The organism is Acidovorax sp. M14, assembly GCF_049331375.1.
Lineage (GTDB): Bacteria > Pseudomonadota > Gammaproteobacteria > Burkholderiales > Burkholderiaceae_C > Acidovorax.
Genome location: NZ_CP186263.1, coordinates 996,343 through 1,019,931, shown reverse-complemented (window position 1 = coordinate 1,019,931; position 23,589 = coordinate 996,343). Strand labels below are relative to the sequence as shown.

General features: G+C 60.3%; 23 protein-coding genes. 8 read left to right on the top strand and 15 right to left on the bottom strand.

Annotated elements, in window-relative coordinates; all coding sequences use genetic code 11:
* Positions 1 to 6: 6 nt before the first annotated feature.
* Genes pilQ through ACOYR4_RS04700 form a run of 5 tightly spaced genes read right to left on the bottom strand, consistent with a single transcriptional unit; the run spans position 7 to position 5,044 of the window.
* Positions 7 to 2,145, bottom strand: coding sequence for a type IV pilus secretin PilQ (pilQ, locus tag ACOYR4_RS04720; RefSeq protein ID WP_422848808.1), 2,139 nt, complete (start codon positions 2,143 to 2,145; stop codon positions 7 to 9).
* The gene (locus ACOYR4_RS04715) at positions 2,142 to 2,684 is read right to left on the bottom strand and encodes a pilus assembly protein PilP (protein WP_422848807.1); all 543 of its coding nucleotides are present in this window, start codon (positions 2,682 to 2,684) and stop codon (positions 2,142 to 2,144) included. Before ACOYR4_RS04715 ends, pilQ begins: the two co-directional genes overlap by 4 nt.
* Positions 2,681 to 3,346 carry a type 4a pilus biogenesis protein PilO gene (locus tag ACOYR4_RS04710; RefSeq protein WP_422848806.1) on the bottom strand — a complete coding sequence of 222 codons (666 nt, stop codon included), beginning with the start codon at positions 3,344 to 3,346 and terminating at the stop codon, positions 2,681 to 2,683. Before ACOYR4_RS04710 ends, ACOYR4_RS04715 begins: the two co-directional genes overlap by 4 nt.
* Position 3,347: 1 nt before the next feature.
* A complete protein-coding gene (locus ACOYR4_RS04705) occupies positions 3,348 to 3,968 on the bottom strand; it encodes a PilN domain-containing protein (RefSeq protein ID WP_422848805.1) in 621 nt (206 codons plus the stop codon).
* Positions 3,965 to 5,044 (bottom strand): pilus assembly protein PilM, encoded by a 1,080-nt coding sequence (locus tag ACOYR4_RS04700; protein ID WP_015012658.1) that lies wholly within the window; start codon positions 5,042 to 5,044, stop codon positions 3,965 to 3,967. Before ACOYR4_RS04700 ends, ACOYR4_RS04705 begins: the two co-directional genes overlap by 4 nt.
* A gap of 267 nt (positions 5,045 to 5,311) precedes the next feature.
* On the opposite strand from ACOYR4_RS04700, the gene ACOYR4_RS04695 reads away from it, so the two are divergent.
* On the top strand, positions 5,312 to 7,705 hold the full coding sequence (locus ACOYR4_RS04695) for a penicillin-binding protein 1A (RefSeq protein ID WP_422848804.1): 2,394 nt from the start codon (positions 5,312 to 5,314) through the stop codon (positions 7,703 to 7,705).
* Between the two features lie 49 nt (positions 7,706 to 7,754).
* Here ACOYR4_RS04695 and cyaY read toward each other — a convergent pair whose 3' ends face one another.
* Complete coding sequence (cyaY, locus tag ACOYR4_RS04690; RefSeq protein WP_015012656.1) at positions 7,755 to 8,084, bottom strand: iron donor protein CyaY; 330 nt, start codon at positions 8,082 to 8,084, stop codon at positions 7,755 to 7,757.
* 12 nt (positions 8,085 to 8,096) lie between these two features.
* Here cyaY and lptM point away from each other — a divergent pair, with 12 nt between their 5' ends.
* Together lptM and ACOYR4_RS04680 are read left to right on the top strand one after the other, a co-directional pair.
* The gene (lptM, locus tag ACOYR4_RS04685) at positions 8,097 to 8,303 is read left to right on the top strand and encodes an LPS translocon maturation chaperone LptM (RefSeq protein WP_422848803.1); all 207 of its coding nucleotides are present in this window, start codon (positions 8,097 to 8,099) and stop codon (positions 8,301 to 8,303) included.
* A 115-nt stretch (positions 8,304 to 8,418) separates the two neighbouring features.
* Positions 8,419 to 9,246, top strand: coding sequence for an MBL fold metallo-hydrolase (locus ACOYR4_RS04680; protein ID WP_015012654.1), 828 nt, complete (start codon positions 8,419 to 8,421; stop codon positions 9,244 to 9,246).
* Between the two features lie 65 nt (positions 9,247 to 9,311).
* Here ACOYR4_RS04680 and ACOYR4_RS04675 read toward each other — a convergent pair whose 3' ends face one another.
* From ACOYR4_RS04675 to ACOYR4_RS04655, 5 genes are all read right to left on the bottom strand, one after another.
* Complete coding sequence (locus ACOYR4_RS04675; RefSeq protein ID WP_422849622.1) at positions 9,312 to 9,968, bottom strand: sulfite oxidase heme-binding subunit YedZ; 657 nt, start codon at positions 9,966 to 9,968, stop codon at positions 9,312 to 9,314.
* 61 nt (positions 9,969 to 10,029) lie between these two features.
* On the bottom strand, positions 10,030 to 11,034 hold the full coding sequence (gene msrP / locus ACOYR4_RS04670) for a protein-methionine-sulfoxide reductase catalytic subunit MsrP (RefSeq protein ID WP_015012652.1): 1,005 nt from the start codon (positions 11,032 to 11,034) through the stop codon (positions 10,030 to 10,032).
* 181 nt (positions 11,035 to 11,215) lie between these two features.
* Positions 11,216 to 12,565 carry a c-type cytochrome biogenesis protein CcsB gene (gene ccsB / locus ACOYR4_RS04665; RefSeq protein ID WP_422848802.1) on the bottom strand — a complete coding sequence of 450 codons (1,350 nt, stop codon included), beginning with the start codon at positions 12,563 to 12,565 and terminating at the stop codon, positions 11,216 to 11,218.
* The gene (locus tag ACOYR4_RS04660; protein WP_422848801.1) at positions 12,562 to 14,715 is read right to left on the bottom strand and encodes a cytochrome c biogenesis protein ResB; all 2,154 of its coding nucleotides are present in this window, start codon (positions 14,713 to 14,715) and stop codon (positions 12,562 to 12,564) included. Before ACOYR4_RS04660 ends, ccsB begins: the two co-directional genes overlap by 4 nt.
* 146 nt (positions 14,716 to 14,861) lie before the next feature.
* Complete coding sequence (locus ACOYR4_RS04655; protein WP_422848800.1) at positions 14,862 to 15,491, bottom strand: c-type cytochrome; 630 nt, start codon at positions 15,489 to 15,491, stop codon at positions 14,862 to 14,864.
* Between the two features lie 72 nt (positions 15,492 to 15,563).
* On the opposite strand from ACOYR4_RS04655, the gene yihA reads away from it, so the two are divergent.
* Both yihA and ACOYR4_RS04645 read left to right on the top strand, forming a co-directional pair.
* Positions 15,564 to 16,319 carry a ribosome biogenesis GTP-binding protein YihA/YsxC gene (gene yihA / locus ACOYR4_RS04650; RefSeq protein WP_422848799.1) on the top strand — a complete coding sequence of 252 codons (756 nt, stop codon included), beginning with the start codon at positions 15,564 to 15,566 and terminating at the stop codon, positions 16,317 to 16,319.
* Between the two features lie 50 nt (positions 16,320 to 16,369).
* Entirely contained in the window at positions 16,370 to 17,278 is a 909-nt protein-coding gene (locus tag ACOYR4_RS04645; RefSeq protein WP_422848798.1) for an alpha/beta fold hydrolase, read from the top strand.
* 48 nt (positions 17,279 to 17,326) lie between these two features.
* Here ACOYR4_RS04645 and ACOYR4_RS04640 read toward each other — a convergent pair whose 3' ends face one another.
* A complete protein-coding gene (locus ACOYR4_RS04640; protein WP_422848797.1) occupies positions 17,327 to 18,208 on the bottom strand; it encodes a lysophospholipid acyltransferase family protein in 882 nt (293 codons plus the stop codon).
* The gene (locus tag ACOYR4_RS04635) at positions 18,205 to 19,068 is read right to left on the bottom strand and encodes a lysophospholipid acyltransferase family protein (RefSeq protein WP_422848796.1); all 864 of its coding nucleotides are present in this window, start codon (positions 19,066 to 19,068) and stop codon (positions 18,205 to 18,207) included. Before ACOYR4_RS04635 ends, ACOYR4_RS04640 begins: the two co-directional genes overlap by 4 nt.
* Positions 19,069 to 19,200: 132 nt before the next feature.
* Between ACOYR4_RS04635 and metK the strand changes: the two genes are divergently transcribed.
* The 3 genes from metK to ACOYR4_RS04620 all read left to right on the top strand — a co-directional run bounded on the left by metK (position 19,201) and on the right by ACOYR4_RS04620 (position 21,459).
* A complete protein-coding gene (metK, locus tag ACOYR4_RS04630) occupies positions 19,201 to 20,382 on the top strand; it encodes a methionine adenosyltransferase (protein ID WP_291445459.1) in 1,182 nt (393 codons plus the stop codon).
* A 394-nt stretch (positions 20,383 to 20,776) separates the two neighbouring features.
* Positions 20,777 to 20,962 (top strand): DUF1328 family protein, encoded by a 186-nt coding sequence (locus ACOYR4_RS04625; protein WP_056060124.1) that lies wholly within the window; start codon positions 20,777 to 20,779, stop codon positions 20,960 to 20,962.
* Between the two features lie 38 nt (positions 20,963 to 21,000).
* Entirely contained in the window at positions 21,001 to 21,459 is a 459-nt protein-coding gene (locus tag ACOYR4_RS04620) for a hemerythrin domain-containing protein (RefSeq protein ID WP_422848795.1), read from the top strand.
* A gap of 24 nt (positions 21,460 to 21,483) precedes the next feature.
* Here the strand turns inward: ACOYR4_RS04620 and ACOYR4_RS04615 are convergent, their stop codons facing one another.
* Together ACOYR4_RS04615 and ACOYR4_RS04610 are read right to left on the bottom strand one after the other, a co-directional pair.
* Positions 21,484 to 22,725, bottom strand: coding sequence for a diguanylate cyclase (locus ACOYR4_RS04615; RefSeq protein WP_015012641.1), 1,242 nt, complete (start codon positions 22,723 to 22,725; stop codon positions 21,484 to 21,486).
* A gap of 159 nt (positions 22,726 to 22,884) precedes the next feature.
* Positions 22,885 to 23,562, bottom strand: a complete 678-nt coding sequence (locus ACOYR4_RS04610; protein WP_422848794.1) for an NUDIX hydrolase — start codon at positions 23,560 to 23,562, stop codon at positions 22,885 to 22,887.
* Positions 23,563 to 23,589: the final 27 nt, after the last annotated feature.

Here is a 23,589-nt window from a genome sequence, read left to right as displayed (position 1 = left end):
TATTAACTATTTTCTAGGGCTATTATCGGAAATGACCTTCGGCGTTATGAATACAAGCATTTCACGCTTTGATGACTCTTTGGTTCTACTCTTAAAAAGATTACCAACAACAGGAACATCACCCAGCAGGGGAATCTTATTCTCCTGATTTGTTTCTTCCATCTCAAAAATACCACCAATCACAACCGTTCCACCATTTTCAATCAAAATTTGAGTCTTTACATGCTTAGTATCAATTGCTACGCCTTGAGTGGTAGTCTCACCTCGACTATCCTTATTAACATCCAAATCTAGAATAATGTTGCCCTCAGGGGTAATCTGAGGCGTCACCTCCAATTTAAGCACCGCCTTCTTGAAAGCCAGCGTAGTAGCACCGTTGGGGGCAGTTACCGCATACGGGTATTCGGTACCCTGCTCAATCAGAGCCTTTGTTTGGTCTGCCGTAATAATACGCGGACTTGAAACAATACGCCCTTTGCCGTCCGCCTCCATGGCGGATAGTTCGAGTGTCAGGAATCTATTCGCAGCCGAATTAAAAATCGAAAGGGCAAAGCTTCCAACACTAGCAACATTAGACAAGCTTGCTGGCAAATTAACAAAATTGCCGCTTGTATTTGTAGTACCCCCGGCACCGCTAGAAGCAACTGCATTGTTGTAGGATGTGCCGAACGCTACACGGTTGTCGCCACCAATGCCGTAACCGCCATCACCACCACGATTAGCACGGAGATCAGTACCTCCTAACCGAACTCCAAGCGAACGGCCAAATGTATCTCTAGCTTCTACAATTCTTGCTTCGATGAGCACTTGGCGTACAGCAACATCCAAACTCGCCAATAATAACCGAACCTCCTCCAGCTTAGCAGGGGTATCCGTCACAAATAGCTGATTAGTCCTAGGCTCTGAAATAGCACTTCCCCGCTCCGATAAAAAACGCGTCACGTTAGCGCCGCCTGCTGAGCTTGTGTTTGTAGTGAGCTGGGTAAGAATGTCAGCTGCTTTTGCATAGTTCAATTGAAAAGCTTGGGTCTTCAAGGGCTCGAGCTTCTGAATTGCCTGCGCAGCTTCAAAGTCTTTTTTAGTACGCGCATCAATTTCATCTTTTGGCGCTATCCAAAGCACGGACCCTGTCTTTTTCATGCCTAGGCCCTTAGCATCCATGATTATCTGGAGAGCCTGATCCCATGGAACATCCTTCAACCGCAGCGTCAATGCACCAGTGACCGTATCGGAAGTCACAATATTGAAATTAGTAAAATCAGCGATAACCTGCAACAAGGATCTGACTTCAATATTCTGGAAATTTAACGAGAGCTTTTCCCCAGAATAACCAGGGCCTTGAGTTAGCTTTGTGAGATCAACTTTCTTCTGACGGACCTCAACCACGAACTGATTATCAGTTTGATATGCACTATGTTCCCACTCACCAGCAGATTCGATCAACATGCGGACTCGTTCGCCGGATTCAACCGTCGTTATCTTCTGCACAGGTGTCCCAAAGTCCGTAACATCCAACCGTCGACGTAATCCTTCAGGTAGCGAAGAGCGCATGAACTCAACAGAAATTCCTTTGGATTGCTGCTGGAGATCAACACCAACTTGATTACTGGAAAGATTCACTACCACTCTTCCGGATCCATCAGCTCCGCGGCGAAAATCAATATCTTTTAGTGGAAGAATCTCTCGATTTTGGGCTTCCGAAAATACCGAAGAACGAGTCGAACTAACCTGTGCCTCAGACTGACCGGACTCCATGGCAAGCAGGAGTGAGTTGCCTTGTAACTCTGTTCTGTATGCTGTGGGGGTTTTAAGATTAAGTACTATACGAGCACGATCGCCTGCCTGAACGACATTTACCGATTTCAAATTCCCGAGATTAATCTCATAGACCGACTTGCCGGAAGCATTCACGATACCCTGGAAATCCAACGCAATTCTTGGTGGCGACTGTGTCGCGAAACCTGTGGGCACTCCTGCTATGGGCTCAGAAAAATCGATTTTAAGCGTTTCGACCCCAGCCTGGACGCTCGCGGAAATTGCGCTTATCGCACCTTGAGCTGCAGCTCCCAAAGAGATACAAAGAGCTGAAACGCCAATAGCAGCTCCGCGGCAATAATTAAGAAAATCGCTACTATATCGTTTCATTTTTTACCCTCTTGCAGATCAAGCGAAGCTGAACGCTCTATCCAATCGCCGGTTGCATCCTGAGCTATTTCACGCAACTGAATCGAATTTTCAGTTATTTTTATTATCTTTCCATAGTTTTGGCCAAGATAATTTCCCACTTTAACTTGATAAATTAAATTATCGGCTTTCACAAGGGCCGTAGGAGCACCCGCCTTATTCAGACTACCAACCATTGCCATTGAATCCAAGGGAAAAGATTCAAGAGGCTCTTTTCGGCGAGTCGTCTCAGGAGCAATAAGAGCAGCATTCGCAGCTACCTGATTGGAGTCACGCCTCAATGCTTGGGTTAGCTTGGCTTGATTGAATGGCTCTATAAATCCTTCTTCCGAATAAGCCTCGGGCACAAATTTTTTCGGCTCCGTCAATGGTTGAATACTAGGCTTTGTACTTGCCCGTTGCTCAGCCATCCAAGCCCTTAGCTCTTCTTCACCCGAGGGCGCACACCCCCCAAGAAGCAGCAAAACCAGGGTGTACAAAGATCTTTTTTTACCCCTCATTTCTTACTTCCCCCGGCTTTCTTTTGTGCCTGAATTTCTTCAGGATCCAAATACCTGAAGGTACGCGCCGTGGCATCCATTACCAGCGCATCCCGAGCCCCAGGGGTAATAGTCATATTATTGAGGGTGACAATCCGAGAGAGATGCGCAACATCAGATGCAAACGCCCCAATATCGTGATACTTACCAGTCACACGAATGGAAATTGGCAATTCTGCATAATAATCTCTTACTACAATTTGGCCAGGTCGAAAAAGTTCGAACTGGAGACTCCGCCCCAGCCCTGACTGATTGATATCAGAAAGCAATGCTGCCATCTCAGCCTTACTAGGGAGCTGCTTCTCCAATTGGGTAACATACTGTTGAATTTGCTCTCGCTGCTTTTTCAGAGCATCCAAACTAACAGCTTTAACAAGTTTTTTCTGATAATCCGTTCGCAGAGCCAACTCCTTTGCCCGCTCCTCATTCAACTGGACTTCATAATCCTGTAAAAAAGCGAACCAAGACACTATCGCTACCGCTCCCACAATGAAAAAGCAAAGTAGCAGTTTCGGCAACAAGGGCCAAATGGAAGGGTCTCGCGTGTCTAAATTTTTGAATTGCCGCTGCAGTGTGCCCAGATGATCAGCAAAACTCACAGTATTGATTTTTGGTTTCGCCATATCATTTCCCCCCCGGCGAAGAAGTCGTAGCACCTGCAGCTGCTATAGTTTTTTGAGCCTCGCTCGCACGCACGAGTTGAAATCTCAAGTTGAATGAAGAAACTCGACGCTGATCGCGTGGAGTCACTGATATTGTACTTGCCGTAATTTCCACCAACTCAGGTTTGGCCAACCACGGAGTATTGCTTGCCAAATTGCGCAACAACTCAGAAACCCGCTCGTTTGACTGAGCCATTCCTTGCATAGTAATGGTTTGCCCAGCTTGTCTGATCGCCGTGACATAAACTCCATCGGGTAATTGTTTAACCAATTCAGTGAGCAGGTGAACAGGCAGATTTCGATCAGACTGCAAATCTTCTACTGCCTTTTGGCGCGCACTTAGAGAAGCAATCTCATCTTCGATGGATGCGATTTCTTTAATCTGCCCCTCCAGAACTTTAATCTCCTGCTGAAGAAAGGTGTTTTTTCCTTGCTGGTCGGCGATCATTATCTGAAACCACCAATAGATAGCTCCGGCAATAACAAGACCCAGCAGAACAGACGCAAACATCGTCGCTTGGAATGCCTCCTTGCGACGCTTACGCGCCTCCTCACGATGCGGTAATAGATTGATGAGAATCACTGCAAAAACCTCCGCATAGCGAGACCGCAAGAGGTCAGGTAGGACGGCGCTTCACGCACCATTTTTTTCAGTCGCACGGAACTTCCGATTTCCATGCCATCAAAAGGATTGACAGCGCTGCATGCAAAGCCAGTTTGCTGGGTGACAGCCTCTGTAAGACCTGGCAGCGGGGCTGAGCCCCCCGCCAACATGATGTGGTCAACACGGTTGTGCGGCGTGCTGGTGAAGAAGAACTGCAGGGCACGTCCAATCTCTTGGGCCATGCTGTCGACAAAAGGACGAAGGACCGCTGATTGATAGTCTTCTGGCAAATCCCCACTGCGTTTTTTGCTCTCGGCTTCTTCAACCGAGAAGCCATATTGACGAACAATCAACTGAGTAAGCTGGGCGCCGCCAAAGGCTTGATCACGGTCATACAGAACCTCTTCGTTCCGGATCACCTGCATGCTGGTCGTCAGTGCTCCCACCTCGAAAAGGGCCACCATCGCATCCACGCCTTTATTAGGCAGCGCTTCAATGAGGCGCCCAGCAGCCAGTCGTGATGCATGGGATTCAATATCGACCACCACGGGCTTCAGCCCGGCGGCCTCCGCCAAGCCCTGTCGGTCTTGGACTTTTTCACGCCGGGACGCGGCAATCAGAACGTCAACATCCCCTGGGGCGTTTTTGCTGGGACCGATAACGCAAAAATCCAAGCTCACCTCGTCGAGCGAAAACGGGATGTACTGGTTGGCCTCCGATTCCACCTGGACCTCGAGCTCCTGCTCGGTCATACCACCTGGCAGCGTGATCTTCTTGGTGATCACTGCGGAAGGGGGCAGCGCAAGCGCGACGTTTTTGGTTCGAGTACCGCTTTTCTTGACCAAGCGACGCAATGCGTCCGCCACTTCGTCAAACTTTTCGATGTTGCCATCGGTGATCCAGCCCCGCTCCAGTGGCTCGATCGCGCAACGCTCTAGGACCAGACTACCCGCCTTATCGCGCCCCAACTCCACCAGCTTGACACTGGAGGAGCTGATGTCGATTCCCAGCAGCGGAGCAGACTGGCGATTGAACAAAGACCCCATTGAGATCAAGATTGGTCCCCTGTAACTTGCCAAAATGAGGCAACAAAACTTAACACTTCACATGAATGCTATCAGTAAGATAGTTCTCCAGCAAAGATTTTTCCCCCTGTAACGTCCGAGGAGCGTTGCCAAAAGCAGACGAAATTTCTGGGCACTGCAATACCACTCGGCCACTACCGGAAGCCTTTCGGCGGCACCTTGCCAAGTACGAAATTGGATTTCGAGCCCCAGCGGTGGACATTTTTATAATGGGCGGTCTTACCCCATCGGAGCGATATGCCGCCCTCCCCTTCGAAGTCCTCCGACAAGTCGGACTCCTCTCTTGTTCGCACCCGCCCCAGTTGGCTTCGCTGGTTGGTTCGCATCACCCTCTGGATCACAGGACTGGCGGCAGCCGCAGCCGTGGGCCTGGCGCTCACAATCGCCGTGGCTCTGTCGGTGGCCTACCCCAACCTGCCGGACATCTCTGACTTGGCGGACTACCGCCCCAAATTGCCACTGCGGGTGTACTCAGCGGAAGGGGCGCTGCTGGGCGAGTTTGGCGAAGAGCGTCGCAACCTCACACCCATCGGCGAGATTCCGCAGGTCATGAAAGACGCCGTTTTGGCGATTGAAGATGCCCGGTTCTTCCAGCACGGCGGGGTGGACTACAAAGGCGTTCTGCGTGCGGGTCTCGCCAATCTGGGCCGGGTAAAAAGCCAAGGCGCTTCTACGATCACCATGCAGGTGGCACGCAATGTTTATCTGTCTTCAGAAAAAACATTTACTCGCAAAATTTACGAAATCTTACTAACCTTCAAATTGGAGCATTTGCTGACCAAAGATCAGATTCTTGAGATTTACATGAATCAGATTTTCCTCGGCAATCGTGCTTACGGTTTTGCAGCCGCCTCCGAAGCTTATTTTGGTAAACCGCTCAAATCCGTTTCGATCGCAGAAGCTGCGATGCTTGCCGGTTTGCCCAAGGCTCCATCTGCCTACAATCCCATCAGCAATCCGAAACGTGCCCGCGCTCGTCAGCAGTACATCATCGAGCGGATGGAAGAAAACGGCTTCATCACTGCACAACAAGCAGAGCAAGCCAAGAAAGAAGAACTGAAAATCCGCACGGGGCCCGACAACACCCGCATCCACGCTGAATACGTGGCGGAAATGGCCCGCCAGCTGATCTTTGCCCAGTACGGCAACGAGGCCTACACACGCGGTCTCAATGTGTACACCACCCTCAATGCTGCAGAACAAGAGGCGGCCTATGTCGCCTTGCGGCGTGGGATCATGGACTACGAACGGCGCCAGCAGTACCGGGGGCCCGAAAAGTTTGTGGCGCTGCCTGCCAGCGCCCAGGAGGTGGAAGACGCCATTGATGACGCACTGGCCAACCACCCGGACAACGGCGACGTGCTCTCCGCGGTGGTGCTGGAGGCATCCGCCAAACGCATCCTGGCCGCCCGTGCCAACGGGGATTCGGTCGAGATCACAGGCGATGGACTGAAGCCTGCTCAATCAGGTCTCAGCGACAAGGCCCCTCCCAATATCAAGATACGGCGTGGGGCTGTGATCCGTGTGGTCAAGACACCCAAGGGCGCCTGGGAAATTACACAGCTGCCCGAAGTGGAAGGCGCTTTTGTGGCTCTGGACCCGCGTAACGGCTCCATTCGTGCACTGGTGGGTGGCTTCGACTTCGACAAAAACAAGTTCAACCACGCGGCGCAGGCCTGGCGCCAGCCGGGCTCTAGCTTCAAGCCCTTCATTTACTCGGCGGCGCTCGAAAAAGGCTTCACCCCCGCCACTGTGATCAACGACGCCCCGCTGTTCTTCGATGCGGGTGTCACCGGCGGCCAACCCTGGGAGCCCAAGAACTACGACGGCAAGTACGACGGCCCCATGAGCATGCGCACCGGCTTGGCGAAGTCCAAGAACATGATCTCCATCCGGATCCTGCAGGCCGTAGGCCCCAAGACGGCACAGGAATGGGTGGGACGGTTTGGATTCGACCCCGAGAAACACCCCGCCTACCTGACCATGGCGCTGGGTGCAGGCTCAGTGACGCCTCTGCAAATGGCCTCTGCGTATTCGGTGTTCGCCAACGGCGGGTACCGCATCAACCCTTGGCTGATCGCCAAGGTCACCGACCACAAGGGCCGGGTGATTTCAGAGATCACACCTCCCGCGTTGAGTGAACAGCCACGTGCCATTGATGCGCGCAACGCCTTTGTCATGAGCAGCCTGTTGCAGGAAGTGACCCGCACCGGTACTGCAGCACGCGCTCAGGCGACCCTGAAGCGACCCGATCTTTATGGCAAAACCGGCACCACCAATGATTCGGTGGACGCGTGGTTTGCCGGGTTCCAGCCGACCATCGCAGCCGTGACCTGGATTGGCTATGACACGCCGCGCAATCTGGGCAGCAGGGAAACCGGGGGCGGGCTGAGCCTGCCGGTGTGGATCAGCTTCATGGAGCGCGCGCTCAAGGGTGTGCCGGTGATGGAGCCCACGGTGCCGCCCGGTGTCGTGAATGTGGGCGGCGAGTGGTTCTACGAGGAATACGCGCGCAACGCGGGTGTTTCGAGCGTGGGTGTGGAAGACCGATCCGTATCTCCGGCGGTAGCCCCCCAGGCGCCTCCTCCTTCTGAAGAGCGCAGTCGCATCCTGGACTTGTTCCGTAACTGATCGCCCTGACGCCCCTAGGCCACCCCTCAGGCTGGCGGGGCGGAAACCGTCACGCAGAAAACTGCAGCAACATCCCGGACTGTTGTGATGCGTCACGCGTGAGGCACGCAAAAAACTCCCCTGCGCCTTTGGTGTCCTGCCAGTGGCTGCCATCAAAACGGTAGTGGTAGCCACCCGATCGGGCCGCCATCCACACCTCGTGCAGCGGCTTTTGCAGATTGATCACGATCTGGCTGCGATTGGGAAAGGTCAAGGTCACCATGCCCCCCGAGCGCTGGCTGTCCACATCGGCATCCGAGGTGTCGTTGATGCGATCACAACTGCGCTCGACGGCAAGCAGCAGTTGTTCGGCGTGGTCCATGAATTCGAGGTCGGTCATTACAATTTGCGCATGTTGAAAGCTCCCCAAATTCTAGTCAGGACGCTTGTCCTTGCTGCCAGTGCGGCAGCCCTCTTCGGTTGTGGCCAGCGGGGGCCGTTGTATCTGCCGACCGGCCCTGCTGCGAGCCAGCGTGCCACGCTGCCGCAAACACTCACGCCGGGCAACGACACCAGCACTGCGCCGCCGCCTGCAGCCAGCGCCTCGCAGCCACGCTGAAACATTCGGCCGCCTGCGCAGGATGGCCAGGCAATGCGGTTTCGCTTGATTTCCATCAAGCACAAAGCTTAGGGGTACTCGTACAGTCTGCGCTTTATTGCACCGCAGGATGGCCATGGCCCTGGAACTCTACCGCGACAAAAATCATGCTTGCCTGATGTTCACCGACCTCATTGAGGAAGATGGACAGGCCGTGCAGGCCAATCAGTTCCTGATCGTGGACGACGACACTGGCGCCATCATCGACCCGGGCGGCAACCTCGCTTTCAACGAGCTGTTCATGGGGATGACCAAACATTTCCCGCCGCACAAGCTGTCGTACCTGATCGCCTCGCACGCAGACCCGGACATCATCGCCTCGCTGGACCGCTGGATGACCAGCACCAAGGCCAACCTGGTGATCTCACGTGTGTGGGAGCGCTTTGCACCGCACTTCACCAAGGTGGGTAAAACCGAAAACCGCGTGATCGGTGTGCCAGACGGTGGCGGCCACCTGCCCCTGGGACGCCATGAACTGGTGCTGCTGCCTGCGCACTTCATGCACTCCGAGGGCAACTTCCACTTCTACGACCCGGTCAGCCGCATTCTGTTCACAGGCGACTTGGGCGTGTCGATGATGTCGGGGGCTGAGGCCCGTGTGCCGGTGACTGACCTCAAGGCGCACATTCCGCGCATGGAGGGGTTCCACCGCCGCTACATGGTGTCCAACAAAATCCTGCGCCTGTGGGCACGCATGGCACGGCAGCTCGACATTGCCATGATCGTGCCGCAGCATGGTGCCCCGATCATGGGCAAGGAAGCCATTAGCGACTTCTTTGAATGGATCGAGAACCTGATGTGCGGTATCGACCTGTTCGATGACCGCGCCTACCAGATTCCCACCGCGTACATCGACCCTGTGACCCGACAGATGCGCCCTGCGCTGCGGGCAGTCAATGGGTAAATGTTGGTCAAATCGACTGCTAGCGCTACAACTATATGCCCAATAAGCTATAAATTTAATAGCAATCAACGTCCCGGAGATCCAGCGGCTGTCCGTCTTGCCGCTGCACCGGCCGGTGCAGCCGACCGCTTTTGCAGTCGGTGCCAAAGTCGCCAGCCCAGCAGCGCGCCGAGGATGGCGGCATAGATGGCCACTTCACCAAAATTGTTCTTGCCCGCACGCATCCAGAAGAAATGCAGCACCGCCAACCCGGCCACTGCATACACGGTACGGTGCAGCGCTTGCCAACGTTTGCCGCCCAGGGCCTTGATCGCGCGGTTGAACGACGTCACAGCCAACAGGGCCAGCAACACCAGGGCCAATGTGCCCACCAGGATGAATGGCCGCTTGGCAATGTCGTGCAGGATGTCCGGGATGTCGAAACCCATGTCGAACCAGCTGTAGCTCAGCAGGTGCAGCACGCCGTAAAAGAACACGAACAACCCCAGCATGCGCCGAAACCGCGCCAGCTGCGGGGTGGCGGTGATGACGCGCAGTGGAGTGATCGCCAGCACCAGGCAAAGCGCCCGCAGCGTCCAGTCACCAGTGGCGCGGATCAACGCCTCTGCAGGGTTGGCGCCCAGCTGGTTCGCCACCGCTGCATAGACCAGCCATGCCAGCGGCAACAGGCACAACACAAACACCACCGGTTTGGCGGCGGGGTGGAGCAATAATTTTCGCATCGCGATTAAAGAACCCCCGTGGCCTCGCACAATGCCCAGCAAGGCAGCGAGGCCCGGGCGCTCAGTAGAACTTCTTGAGGTCCATGCCCGCGTAGAGCTGGCCGACCTGGGCTTCGTAGCCGTTGAACATCAACGTCTTGCGCTTCTTGGCAAACAAGCCATCTTCACCAATGCGCCGCTCGGTCGCCTGGCTCCAGCGGGGGTGGTCCACATTGGGGTTCACGTTGGAATAGAACCCGTACTCCTGCTGGGCCGCCTTGTTCCACGCGGTGCCTGGCTCCTTTTCGACAAAGCGGATCTTCACGATGCTCTTGGCGCTCTTGAAGCCGTATTTCCATGGCACCACCAGGCGCACGGGTGCACCGTTCTGGTTGGGCAGCACTTCGCCGTACATGCCGAAGGCCAGCAAGGTCAGCGGGTGCATGGCTTCGTCCATGCGCAGGCCTTCCACATAAGGCCAGTCCAGCACGCGCGAGCCCACGAAGGGCATGGTGGCCTTGTCGGCCAGGGTCACGAATTCGACGTACTTGGCGCTGCCCTGCGGCTCCACTCGCTTGATGAGCTCGGCTAGAGAGTACCCCACCCACGGGATGACCATGGACCATCCTTCCACGCAGCGCAGTCTGTAAATGCGTTCTTCCTGCGCGCTGAGTTTGATCAGGTCTTCAATGCCGTACTTGCCGGGCTTCTTGACCAGGCCCTCAACTTCCACCGTCCACGGGCTGGTCTTGAGGGTGTGCGCATTGCGGGCGGGGTCGGCCTTGTCGGTGCCAAATTCGTAGAAGTTGTTGTAAGTGCTCGCGTCCTTGTAGTCCGTGAGCTTCTCCATGGAGACCGCACCCGCTACTGCCGACTTGGCGCCCGCCAGAGGCGCCAGCTTGCCGGGCCGCGTGACTGCTACCTGCTGCGCCAGGGCCTCCCGGCCCGCCCAGGCGGCCATGGCGGCGCCGGCAGCACCGCCCGCCATCAGCTTGAGCATCTGGCGGCGGTCTTCGTAGACCGAGCGGGGGGTGATTTCGGAGGAGTACGGGTGGTTGAAACCCGAATCGCGTGAGGGGATCAGCATGGTGGCTCCGGTCATGTAAGGGGAAACAGCTGCAGCGGTAGAGCAGAACAACTGTTAGTTCGTTCCCTGGACCGCTCAGGTTACACCGAAGACGCAATGGTTGCTGTGCGCCTGCGAATGCCCGACATGCCCGCCGCGCCCGTTGACGATCTGGCAGGGATCGTCAACAGCGCTCGCCCTCTCAGAGCGTGCCGTAGCTGTGCAGGCCGCTCAGGAACATGTTGACGCCCAGAAACGCGAAGGTCGTCACTGCCAGCCCCACCAGCGCCCACCAGGCAGACACTGTGCCGCGCAGGCCCTTCATGAGCCGCATGTGCAGCCAGGCCGCGTAGTTGAGCCAGACGATCAGCGCCCAGGTCTCCTTGGGGTCCCAGCTCCAGTAGCCGCCCCAGGCCTCGGCCGCCCACAGGGCGCCCAGCACCGTGGCGATGGTGAAGAACGCAAAGCCCACCGCGATGGACTTGTACATCACGTCGTCCAGGATCTCGAACGAGGGCAGGCGCGCCGCGATGCGCTTGCGCCCCAGCAGAATGCCCGCAACGATGAAGGCCGAAACGCCGAAGTACACCATCCAGTAGCTGCCGCCGTTTTCCGTCGCCCCCTGGCGGAACACGATGGGCTCGAAACACAGCACCACGCCCAGCAGCCACAGCGGCGCCAGCTTGTACCAGCGGGTTTCGGTGGCCTGCTGCTTGATGAGGTAGGCAAACGCCACCATGGCCGAAAGGGCAAACGTGCCATAGCCGATGAAATTGGCAGGCACGTGCAGCTTCATCCACCAGCTCTTGAGCGCGGGGACCAGCGGCTGGATCTCATGCGCCTCGCGCACCACGGTGTACCAAAGCAAAAAGCCCACGGCAGCACTGACCACCAACATCACAAAACCACCCAGCGCGCGCGTGTCGTACTGCTGCTCGTAGTACAGATAGAACGCGGCCGTCATCCAGCAAAACAGAACGAACACTTCGTACAGGTTGCTGACCGGGATGTGGCCGATGTCCGGGCCAATCAGGTAGCTTTCGTACCAGCGCACCAGCGTGCCGATGAGCGCCATCGCCACCGCCACCCAGGCAATGCGCGAGCCCAGCATGTTCATCGTCTTGCCTTCACCGCGCGCAAACATGCCCACCCAGTAAAACGCCGTGCTGATGAAAAACAGCATGCTCATCCACAGGATGGCCGACTGGCTGGACAGGAAATACTTGAGGCCGAACACCGTGTCCGCCCGCGCCAGGCTGCCCGCCCCGTCTTGCTGGTACAGGCCAATGGCCATGAGTGCCACGGCCGCCACCACCAGCATCAGCACGCGCAGCGGGCGCCAGAACCAGCCCAGCCAGATGGTGCACGGGATGGCTCCCAGCAAAATGCCCTTTTCATAGACATCCATGAAGGCGCCGTAGCGCTGCAGCGCATACAGCCCGCCCACGGCCACGATGGCGGCAAACAGCCAGTCCAACCAGTTGCGGCGCGAGAAGAACCCCTCGTTCAGGGTGATCGTGGTAGCGGTCGAGGTAGAAGTCGCGGTGTTCATGCGGTGCCTTCGCGGGGCGACGCCCCGATCAGTTTTTGTGCGAGCTGGACAAACTCCTGGTCGCCGTCCATGGTCTTGCGGTTGGTGGACAGGGCCATGGTGGCGTGGGTGCGGCCATCCTGCGGGGCCACCCAGACCCACACGCGCCGCTCGCGAACGTAGAGCATGGCAAAAACGCCCAGGATCAGCAAGGCGCAGCCCAGATAGACAACATTCTTGCCAGGGGCTCGCGCCACCTGGAACACGCTGGCCTGGACCTGGGTGAAGTCCTTGAGTTCAAACGCCAGGGGCGCAGGGTAGATCTGCGCATCGCTGAGCGAGAGCACGGCCTGGGTCATGAAACCCCGGGTCTGATCGTCCTGCGGCAGCGGCGGCAGGCCCTCGCGCTGGCGGGTCAACTGGGCCAGCTCGAACAGCGTGCCGTTCAGGATGCGCACCAGCACCTCGCCTGCGCGCGCACGCTCCGCCTCGGGCACATTGGCTTCCATGAAGTCCGAGATGGCCTGCAGCCCGCCCGTGGGCTTGCCATCGACCACACCACGCCCTGCGAACAACGCCAGCGCGCGCACGGCAGACTGCTGCAGTTGCTCAGCTAGGTCGGGGCGCGAAGCATCCATGGCCTGCGACACGTAGCGGCGCACCGCCTGCTCCCGGGCCTGGGGGTCGGCCAGGGCGGCCTTCATGCGCATGAAACCGTCCATGCTGCCCTTGTCATCCGCCGGTACCCGCAGGTAGCGGAAGGGCTCTGCCGGGGACTCGCGCACCCCCAGCAGGAACACCGGCACGCCGTCGCCGGTGTCCACTGGCAGCATGTAGTTGTGGAACTCGCGTGCTTGGCCGGCCGCATCACGCAGCTTGTAGCTCACGCTGGGGCCGACGTTGCGCAGTTCTTTCTTGGTGACGGTCTTGTTGGCGGCGCCCAGGCGCGACTCCACCGATTCGCGCAGGTCCACCTTGCGAACATCTGCGCCACTGCCACCCGGGCCAGCGCCGCCAAAGTTCTCGACGTTGATGGTGCGCAGCGCCGTGAACTCCAGCGTCAGCGTATCGCTGCCAGGGCCACCGCCCTTGTTGGTGAGCTGCGTGGAGTTGCCCACCACCCCTTCGACATCGAAAGGCTTGGCCCCCGCCAACATGGGTACGGCGCGCAGCTTGAGGTGCGAGCCGCCGTCGTCAAAGCTCGACTGGTAGATCTCGATGCCCTTGTAGCTGGCCGGGTGGTTCACCTCCACACGGGCGGGCGTTTTCTCGCCCGTGGCCTTGTCGTGGATGATGATTTCGCTGGCGAACAGCTTGGGCATGCCGGTGGAGTAGTGCTCCACGATGAACTTCTTGAGCTCGATCGCGAACGGCAGGTCCTGCAGCAGCACGCCGTCGGACTGGCTCAGGATGGCGGTGCTCGACTGCGTGCCCTCAGCCACCAGCAGGTTGCCCCGGAAGGTGGGGTTGCGCTCGGACAGGCGGTGCTCGGGCTTCACATCGGCGATCAGCCCGCCCCCGGTGTAGACCGACTTGCCGCCCAGCAGCATCTGCGCCCGCACGATGAGGTCGCCATCCAGCAGGCCCCCCACACACACCAGCACGATGGCGCTGTGCGCCGCGATGTAGCCGATCTTGTTGGCCGCACCCGCCTTGGCCGCCACCATCCAGCCGGTGCCTGGGCCAGCGGCGGTATCGCGCTGCTGCAGACGCACCTTCCATCCGCCACCCGCCAGCAGCGTGCCAATGCGGCGTGCCTCGGCCTCGGCAGAGTCGCTGAGCGCAGCCTCGGCCTTGTGGTGAAACGCTTTCAGGCTTTGCTCGCGGATGTTCTCTTTGTAGACCTTGAGGTCGGTGAGGATCTTGGGCGTGTTGCGAGCAATGCACAGCGAGGTGCTGATCACTAGGAACGCCAGGATCAGCAGGAACCACCAGGCGCTGTACACCGCGTTGAGCTGGATGGCGCCAAACAACTCGGCCCAGAACGGTCCGAACTGGTTGACGTAGTTGGCCGAAGGTTCGTGCTGCTTGAGCACCGTGCCGATGACCGAGGCGATGCAGATCACCGTCAGCAGCGAGATGGCGAACCGCATCGAAGACAGCAGCTCGACCCCGGCGCGCAGGGCCTGGGAGCCGGACTTCATGCGAAGGCCCTTGGTGTTGTCGGACATGGGTGGGAGCGGTGTCTGCGAAGCGCGAAAGAAAAAGGGCGGGACCATCGCTGCGATGGACCCGCCCTTTTTGGGGTTGTTATTGGCGGTAGGTTCCGTGCCGCCCGGTCAATCAGGCCGGGCCATGACAAATATCAAGCAATCAATCAACGCAGGCCGGCGATGTAGTCCGCCACGGCCTTGATTTCCTTGTCATTGAGCTTGGCGGCGACCTGGGTCATCTGGATGCTGTTGGCGCGCGAGCCGTCGCGGAACATGTTCAGCTGCGACACCGTGTAGTCGGCGTGCTGGCCCGACAGGCGGGGGTACTGCGCAGGGATGCCAGCGCCATTGGGGCTGTGGCAGCCAGCGCACGCGGCGATCTGGCGGTCGGCAATGCCGCCGCGGTAGATGCGTTCGCCCATGGCCACCAGGTCCTTGTCCTTGGCAAAGCCGGGCTTGGCGGGCTTGGACGTGAGCCAGTAGGCGATATTGCGCATGTCGTCGTCCGACAGGGCCGTGGCAAAGCCCTTCATGACGGCGTTGTTGCGCTTGCCGGACTTGAATTCCTGCAGCTGCTTGACCAGGTATTCGGGGTGTTGCTGCGACAGCTTGGGGTTGGCCGCGATGGCCGAATTGCCGTCTGCGCCGTGGCAGGCCGCACACACCGCAGTGAAGCTGGCCTCGCCCTTGACGAGATCCGGCTTGGCCGCTTTGGGTGCATCACCCGCTGCAAAGGCCGAAAAAACAGGTGCTGCCAGTGCGGCAGCCGTCAGCAATGAGGCGAGCAACTTCATATCGAGGGTGTGTGTTTATGTGCGCAAAACCTCGCGATTCTACAATGATGGTTCTTTCTCTCCCAACTCCCCATGACGACACCCCCCTCTGCGCCAGTTGCTGGCTCTCTCCCGCCCGCACCTGACGCCAAAATCGCCATGGGCTGGATGCACACCGCCAGGTTCCTCACCACGGCGGCGCAGCTGCACCACCTGCCGCCCATCGACGTACCCGAAATCGCTTTCGTGGGCCGTTCCAACGCGGGCAAATCCACCTGCATCAACACCCTCACCCAGCAAAAGCAGCTGGCGTTTGCGTCCAAAAAGCCAGGGCGCACCCAGCACATCAATTTGTTCTCGCTGGGCAAACAGGGGGTGATGGACGCGGTGCTGGCCGACTTGCCCGGCTACGGCTACGCCGCCGTGTCGCGCTCGGACAAGGTGCGCTGGCAACAGGTAATGGTGAACTACCTGGTCAGTCGCCCTGGTCTCACCGGCATCGTGCTGCTGTGCGACCCCCGCCTGGGCCTGACCGAGCTGGACGAGGCGTTGCTCGAAGTGGTGCGCCCCCGCGTGGAAGAAGGACTCAAGTTCCTCATCGTGCTGACCAAGGCCGACAAGCTCACGCGCGCCGAACAGGCCAAGGTGCTGTCGATTACGCGACTGCACGCCGGGGGTGGCGAGGTGAAGATGTTCTCGGCCCTCAAAAAGCAAGGGGTGGATGAAGTGGCCCAGTTGCTGTGGCAGTGGGCGCACCCGGTGAAGCCCCTCGTCGAAGAGCCCCCTGCGGCTGCGGACAGCAGCAGCCCCGCCGAGCCTTCGCCCACCAGCGAATCCGAAACCAACTAGCCGCAAGCGCAATTGCATCATGCGCTGGCAGCTACAGAATGCATAGCGTCATGATCCAAGATTGCCTTGTTGACCTCCCCCACGGAATCACCCTGCACTGCCGCGTGAGCGGCATCCCCGGTCGCCCGGTGCTGTTGTTCCTGCACGGATTCCCCGAAGGGGCTTTCATCTGGGATGAACTGCTGCTGCACTTTGCCCGCCCCGAGAACGGCGGCTACCGCTGCGTGGCGCCCTACCTGCGGGGGTTTGGCCCGTCCAGCAGCCCGCAGGCGGTGGATGCGTACCGCGCCAAGCACCTGGTGCAGGACCTGGTCGCGCTGATCGCCCACGAATGCCCCGGCAGTGCGCTGGAATGCCTGGTGGCCCATGACTGGGGCGGCGCCGTGGCATGGAACCTGGCCAACCAGCAGCCACAACTGATGAAGCGCCTGGCCATCATCAACTCGCCCCACCCCGGCGCCTTTGTGCGCGAGCTGTCGCACAACGCCGCCCAGCAGGCGGGCAGCCAGTACATGCATTTCTTGTGCAGACCGGATGCTGAAGCCCTGCTGGCCGAAGACGACTTCCGCCGCCTGTTCGCCTTTTTCAACGCCCCGGACGGCAGCGCCCCCGCATGGCTGACCGACGAGGTGCGTGCCCAGTACCGGGCCCTGTGGCAGCAAGGCCTGCAGGGTGCCTGCAACTACTACCGCGCCAGCCCCATCCGCCCGCCGCGCGAGGGCGACCCCGGCGCCCAGGCCATCACCCTGCCCGAGTCGATGTTGACAGTGGACGTGCCCACGCTGGTGCTCTGGGGCATGGACGACCCGGCCCTGCTGCCTGGCCTGCTGGACGGCCTGCCCGGCTGGATTCCCCAGCTGCAGGTGCAGCAGGTGGAGCAGGCATCACACTGGGTCGTGCACGAGCACCCCGAGCGCGTGGTCGCGGAGCTCCAGCGTTTTTTGCTATCCAAACAATAGCTATCAGCGCATGATGCACTAGCGCATCAGGCTGTTTTTGCTGATATTTCAGCGGGAATACACCGAGGGCTCGCCATCCGGGCGGGTCTTGAAGCGCTTGTGCACCCAGTAGTACTGCTCGGGCATGGTGTCGATCACGGCCTGCAGTTCGCGGTTCATGCGTGCCGTATCGGCCTCCGCATCGTCGGTGGGGTAGTTGGCCCAAGCGGGCGAGACCTCGGCCACGTACCCGGTGGGCGTCATGCGCGAATACACACCCACCACCTTGGCCCGGCCCAGTCGCGCAAACCGCGACAGCGACGGAATGGTGGCCGCCGTCACACCATAAAACGGCACAAACACCGAGTCATTGCGGCCGTAGTCCATGTCGGGTAGCAGGTACAGCAGTCCGCCCTTGCGCAGGCTGGCGATGATGGGTTTGACGCCGTCCGAACGATTGAGCATGCGCACATCGCCAAACCGCTGGCGCCCCGCCATGAACCAGGCATCCACCGCTGGATCGGGGTGGGTGGCAAAGATGGAGGTGAACGCACGGCTGCTGCGCAGCGGCAAGGCCAGCCCCCCCGCGTCCATGCCGTAGAAATGCGGCGCAAACAAAATGGTGGGCGTGTCGCCCTCCAGCTCGTGCACCGCGCCCGTCAGGCGCACACGCTGCTCCACCACTGAACGCGGCGCGGCCCAGAGCCAGCTGCGGTCCAGCCAGGTCTGGCAAAACGCGACAAAGCTGGCCCGCGCCACGGCGCTGCGGCGCGCTTCGGTCCAGTCAGGAAAACACAGCGCCAGATTGCGCAAAGCCACCTTGCGGCGGGGCGCCACCAGCACAAAGGCCACCTGTCCCAGCAGCCAGCCCATGCCGCGCAACACCGGCAGCGGCAGCAGCGCCAGCACCCGCATGAACCCCACGCCCAAACGCCCTGTGAGGCCCTTCATACTGCGCCCCCTGCGGCAGGCTCCGCCGGAGCAGCCTCGCCACGCGGCTGCTTGTAGCGGCCATAGCCCCACAGGTATTGCTCGGGGCATTGGCGGATGAGATGTTCCATGGCCTGGTTGATCTGCAGCACGGCCTGGTCCATGTCGGCGGACAGTGGCGCGGAAAGTGGTTCGAAATGCGTGACATAGCCACGCCCCCAGGGCAGGCGCTCGCAGCGCGCCAGCACCACGGCCGCTCCGGTCTGCTGCGCCAAGCGCACGGCCAGGGTCATGGTGTAGGCGTCGCGCCCAAAAAATGGCGCCCACTGGCCCTGCCCTCCGGGCGGCACCTGGTCAGGCAGCAGGCCCACGGCCTCACCCCGGCGCAGGGCCTTGATCATCTGACGCACACCCGCCAGCGTGGTAGGCACGGCCAGCATGCCGGGGCGGTTGCGGGCGGTCTCCATCACCTTGGCCAGCCAGGCCTGGCGTGCTGGACGGTACAACACGGTGATGGGGCCCCGCTCCGCGCTCCAGCGGCGCGCTGCGGCCTGGGCCGACAGCTCGAAGCACCCCTGGTGTGGGGTCAGAAACACAATGCCGCGACCGGCGGCGTAGGCCTGCTCCACACAAGCCTCGCCCGTGAGTGCGCAGGGCATGGTCGCGCCCATCCACAGGCGCGGCAGTTCGGCCACCATGCGGCCCGCATGCGCCACGGCGGCCCGCACCGCACCGAACGAATAACCCGCCAGCGCCGAGTTGGCGAGAAACCGGCGCCGATAGGTAGGAGACGCCACAAACGCCACCCAGCCCATGGCCGCGCCCATGATGTGCAGCAACCACAGTGGAAATACGGAAAAGAATCGGAAGACGACTGGCATTAAAATGACGGGGTCGCTGAGTTAAATGAGCAACTTGCAGGGCGACGTTAAAAAAATCTGCTAAAGCGTTCGCCAGATCTCCTTCGGGGTGAGGGCAACGCCCCAAATGCCGGAACACAGGAGTTTATTCAAATGGCGAACGACTTTCTCTTTACCTCGGAATCCGTCTCTGAAGGCCACCCCGACAAGGTGGCCGACCAGATCTCGGACGCGATTCTCGACGCGATCTTCAAACAGGACCCCCGCAGCCGTGTCGCCGCTGAAACGCTGACCAACACCGGCCTCGTGGTGCTGGCGGGCGAAATCACCACCAATGCCCATGTGGACTACATCCAGGTGGCGCGCGACACCATCAAGCGTATCGGCTACGACAACACCGACTACGGCATCGACTACAAGGGTTGCGCCGTGCTCGTGGCGTACGACAAGCAGTCCAACGACATCGCCCAGGGCGTGGACCACGCGTCCGACGACCACCTGAACACCGGCGCTGGCGACCAGGGCCTGATGTTCGGCTACGCCTGCGACGAGACGCCCGAGCTGATGCCCGCGCCCATCTACTACGCGCACCGCCTCGTCGAGCGCCAGGCCCAGCTGCGCAAGGACGGCCGCCTGCCGTTCCTGCGCCCGGACGCCAAGTCGCAAGTGACGATGCGCTATGTGGATGGCAAGCCCCACAGCATCGACACCGTGGTGCTCTCCACCCAGCACCACCCCGACCAGAGCGAAACGCAAACCAAGATGAAGGCCTCGTTCACCGAAGCCATCATTGAAGAGATCATCAAGCCCGTGCTGCCCAAGGAATGGATCCAGGACACGCGCTACCTGATCAACCCCACCGGCCGTTTTGTCATCGGCGGCCCACAAGGCGACTGCGGTCTCACGGGCCGCAAGATCATCGTGGACACCTACGGCGGTGCCTGCCCGCACGGCGGCGGCGCGTTCAGCGGCAAGGACCCAACGAAGGTGGACCGCTCGGCCGCCTACGCTGCCCGCTACGTGGCCAAGAACGTGGTGGCCGCTGGCCTGGCGCGCCAGTGCCAGATCCAGGTGGCCTACGCGATTGGCGTGGCCGAGCCGATGAACATCACGGTCTACACCGAAGGCACGGGCGTGATCCCCGACGACCAGATCGCCAAGCTGGTACGCGCACACTTCGACCTACGCCCCAAGGGCATCATCCAGATGCTGGACCTGCTGCGCCCAATCTACGAAAAGACCGCCGCCTACGGCCACTTCGGCCGCGAGGAACCCGAGTTCAGCTGGGAAAAGACGGACAAGGCGGCTGCGCTGCGCGCAGCAGCGGGCCTGTAAAGGCCCCGAGCGAAGCGAGCTTGTCCGGCTTTCGGCGCAGGCTCATATCGCGCAGCGATGTGAAGGGCCGCAAGGCCCGTGCCGCAGCCAACGTACGGGCAAGGCTGTAAAGCCCGCCGCGCGAGTAGCGCGGTATCGGTCTTCGGGCGGAGTTCATATCGCGCAAGCGATGTGAGCGCAGACCAAAACACCATCAGAGCCACCCCACCTCCCAAGCCGCAACGCCCCGCGTTGCGGCTTTTCTTTTGGCGCTTCACCGTAGCACGCCAGCGGCACTCTCCTACACCTGCCGCCCGCCTGCGCTGACGGCGCACCTCACCGCCCACCGGTATCGTGCCTGCACACCTTCCGCAGCCCCGAGCTGCCTCAACATCCACTGCAAGGAGCGACCACCATGCTGAAGTACGCCATCATTTTTGCCCTGATTTCCCTCGTGGCCGGGGCCCTGGGTTTCAGCGGGGTGGCCGCAGGCGCGGCGGGCATCGCCAAGGTGCTGTTTGTGCTGTTCCTGGTGGTTGCCGTGGTGTTTGTGGTGCTCGCCGCCATTGGCGTGGGCGCAGCACGCAAGGTGCTCAAGTAAGGCCACGCGCCGCCCTCCACACCACTGCACAGCCCACCATGACTGATACCACCAACATCTTCGAAGCCCTGCGCGAAAGCCACGAGCGCCAGCGCGCGCTGTACAGCGCACTCACCAACACCAGCGGCGACACGCCAGAGCGGCGCGATCTGTTCGATCAGCTCAAGAAGGAACTCGCCGCCCACGCCCAGGCAGAGGACCGCCACTTCTACATCCCGCTGATGGCGCACGACGCAGGCATTGATCTGTCGCGCCACGCCATTTCCGAGCACCACGAGATCGATGAGCTGGTGGAGTCGCTCGAAGACACCGAGCCCTCCAGCCCTGCATGGCTACCCCTGGCCAAGAAGCTGGCCGAGAAGGTAGAGCACCACCTCAAAGAAGAAGAACACCGCTTCTTCCAGATGGCGGGCAAGCTGCTGACGGAAAAGCAGAAAACCGCGCTGGCTGCTGACTACCGGGCGGATTACGAAGAAGCCCTGGCCGCGACGGCCTGACGCCTAACGTCCAGCGCCCGCCAATCAGGCAGCGTCTTCGGCCTGGACCACGCAATTGCGACCGCTGGACTTGGCCTTGTACAGCGCCGTGTCCGCGCGCTTGATGAGGGCGTGACTGTCTTCCTTGTGGTCCCAGGTGGCCACGCCAAAGCTGGCGCTCACATGGCCCACTGCGTCGAACGGCACACCGGCAATGCGCGCGCGCACCGCCTCGGCCATGGCCATGGCGGCATCCACCGGGGTTTCCTTGAGCAGGATGATGAACTCCTCGCCCCCGAAGCGCGCGGCGCAGTCGGACGAGCGCAGCAGTTCGCGCACGCGCAGCGCCGTGTTCTTCAGCACCACATCGCCCGAGTCATGCCCGAAGGTGTCATTGATGCGCTTGAAGAAGTCGATGTCGAACATGACGACCGACAGCTGGCTCTTCTTGACCCGCGTCTCGGCCATGTCGGCCTCAAGCCGTTCGAAGAACCGGCGGCGGTTGACCAGGTCGGTGAGGAAGTCCTTGGTGGCCAGGTCTTCCAGCTTGCTGTTCAGCCGCGCCATGGGCTCAATCACCAGCGACGACAGCGAGAGGTTCAGGCCGACAAACAACAGCACAAAGCTGCCCACCAGCGCTGCCATCACGGTGTTGAAGGTCTGGCGCGCTTTCTCCAGCGGGAAGTACATCGGCACCTTCACCACCTGGATGCCCACGGTTTCGTTCATGCCCCAGCCAAAACCGTTCTTGTCGCCATAGACCTTGAGCATGGTGGGGGGCGCCACGGCGGGCGTGCTGTGGCAGGCCATGCACTGGGGCTGCTTGATGGTGATGGGGCGGGCCACGTACATCGCACGGTGCATGCCCTCGCCCACCTCGCCCGTCACTTCTTTCTTGAGGTCAGCGCGGCCTTCGCGGAAGTCGCTGATGATGCGCTCTTCCCATTCGTTGGCCCGGTCGCGCAGGTTGGTGGGGTTGAGCACCGCTTCCTTGTACTCGTAGCCCGGAAACCGGTTCTGCAGCCGGCGCAGCGTTTCGGTGGCGGCGTAGGCGGGCACGGTCTGCGGCAGGAATTTCTCGGCCAGCGTCACATCCAGGTGCGGCTTGACCAGTTCGGTGGTGTAGTCGCGGATGGCCATCGCGGCGTGCATCATGATCTGAGAGTTGTGCTGCACCTCCTCGATGGCGGATTGCTGCAGGAAGCGGTGCACATAGGCGCCCGCGCCCAGCACCGCCAGCAGCAGCACGCCCGCCAGCACCAGGTTGAATTTGAGCCGCAAAGACATGGTTCTCCCTCAGGTCCGGCACAGGGCCGGTATTTCAATGAGGCAGTCCTGGCGCCGGAGCACCCGACCGCGCGCGACCACCGTTCGTGGAACACAAAGTTTGCGTTTGTGCCAGATTTGGGCGCGGCGGTCCAATGTTTTGTGCGCGAGGAGGCCGCGCTACAACCCTCGGGCACTGAGCGACAGCTGCCGCCGATAGGCCGGGCGCACCCGGTACAGCTGCGCGGGCCGGTGGGCGCCGCCCGTCTGCAGCGCGCCGGGCACGGGCTCCAGCATGGCCAGCTCGTCCACCTTGCGGCGAAAACTCACCTTGTTCACCGGCTCGCCCAGCACCGCTTCGTACACCGCCTGCAGCTGCGGCAGCGTGAAGGGCTCGGCGCACAGGTGCACGGGCAGCGACGAATACTGGCTTTTGCTGCGCACGCGCAATACGGCGGCGTCGATGATCTGCCGGTGGTCAAAGGGCAACGGCGGCAGCTCATCGACCGCGACCAGTTCTACCCGCCCCGCAGCCTGCGCCAGCACGGTGGCGGGCACCAGGGCGCAATAGGCCACGGCCACCGACCAGCCGCGCGGGTCGCGCACCGCACCGGTGAAGGTGGCCAATTGCTCCAGGTACGGGCTTTCGAGCCCGGCCTTGTCCCGCAGCACCCGCGCGGCACTGGCCTGGGCGTCCACATCGTCCTGTGCATGGATGTAGCCGCCGGGCAGCGCCAGCGCCTGGGCAAAGGGCTCGCGCTCGCGCCGCACCAGGGCCACCTTCAGCGTGGATTGCTCCAGGGTCAGCAGCACCACGTCTACGGTGCAGATCACGGCGGGAATGTTTTCGGTGGTCACGGGGCTTTAGTTCATTGCAACTTTGAA

Excerpts from the sequence above, each read along its gene's own strand:
- msrP (WP_015012652.1), bottom strand. The coding sequence starts at position 11,034 with ATGCTGATCCCCTCACGCGATTCGGGTTTCAACCACCCGTACTCCTCC.
- ACOYR4_RS04635 (WP_422848796.1), bottom strand. The coding sequence starts at position 19,068 with ATGCCAGTCGTCTTCCGATTCTTTTCCGTATTTCCACTGTGGTTGCTG.
- metK (WP_291445459.1), top strand. The coding sequence starts at position 19,201 with ATGGCGAACGACTTTCTCTTTACCTCGGAATCCGTCTCTGAAGGCCAC.
- ACOYR4_RS04680 (WP_015012654.1), top strand. The coding sequence starts at position 8,419 with ATGGCCCTGGAACTCTACCGCGACAAAAATCATGCTTGCCTGATGTTC.
- ACOYR4_RS04710 (WP_422848806.1), bottom strand. The coding sequence starts at position 3,346 with ATGGCGAAACCAAAAATCAATACTGTGAGTTTTGCTGATCATCTGGGC.
- ACOYR4_RS04655 (WP_422848800.1), bottom strand. The coding sequence starts at position 15,491 with ATGAAGTTGCTCGCCTCATTGCTGACGGCTGCCGCACTGGCAGCACCT.
- pilQ (WP_422848808.1), bottom strand. The coding sequence starts at position 2,145 with ATGAAACGATATAGTAGCGATTTTCTTAATTATTGCCGCGGAGCTGCT.
- ACOYR4_RS04660 (WP_422848801.1), bottom strand. The coding sequence starts at position 14,715 with ATGTCCGACAACACCAAGGGCCTTCGCATGAAGTCCGGCTCCCAGGCC.
- yihA (WP_422848799.1), top strand. The coding sequence starts at position 15,564 with ATGACGACACCCCCCTCTGCGCCAGTTGCTGGCTCTCTCCCGCCCGCA.
- ACOYR4_RS04715 (WP_422848807.1), bottom strand. The coding sequence starts at position 2,684 with ATGAGGGGTAAAAAAAGATCTTTGTACACCCTGGTTTTGCTGCTTCTT.
- cyaY (WP_015012656.1), bottom strand. The coding sequence starts at position 8,084 with ATGACCGACCTCGAATTCATGGACCACGCCGAACAACTGCTGCTTGCC.
- ACOYR4_RS04615 (WP_015012641.1), bottom strand. The coding sequence starts at position 22,725 with ATGTCTTTGCGGCTCAAATTCAACCTGGTGCTGGCGGGCGTGCTGCTG.
- ACOYR4_RS04645 (WP_422848798.1), top strand. The coding sequence starts at position 16,370 with ATGATCCAAGATTGCCTTGTTGACCTCCCCCACGGAATCACCCTGCAC.
- ACOYR4_RS04640 (WP_422848797.1), bottom strand. The coding sequence starts at position 18,208 with ATGAAGGGCCTCACAGGGCGTTTGGGCGTGGGGTTCATGCGGGTGCTG.
- lptM (WP_422848803.1), top strand. The coding sequence starts at position 8,097 with ATGTTGAAAGCTCCCCAAATTCTAGTCAGGACGCTTGTCCTTGCTGCC.
- ACOYR4_RS04675 (WP_422849622.1), bottom strand. The coding sequence starts at position 9,968 with ATGCGAAAATTATTGCTCCACCCCGCCGCCAAACCGGTGGTGTTTGTG.
- ccsB (WP_422848802.1), bottom strand. The coding sequence starts at position 12,565 with ATGAACACCGCGACTTCTACCTCGACCGCTACCACGATCACCCTGAAC.
- ACOYR4_RS04695 (WP_422848804.1), top strand. The coding sequence starts at position 5,312 with ATGCCGCCCTCCCCTTCGAAGTCCTCCGACAAGTCGGACTCCTCTCTT.
- ACOYR4_RS04625 (WP_056060124.1), top strand. The coding sequence starts at position 20,777 with ATGCTGAAGTACGCCATCATTTTTGCCCTGATTTCCCTCGTGGCCGGG.
- ACOYR4_RS04620 (WP_422848795.1), top strand. The coding sequence starts at position 21,001 with ATGACTGATACCACCAACATCTTCGAAGCCCTGCGCGAAAGCCACGAG.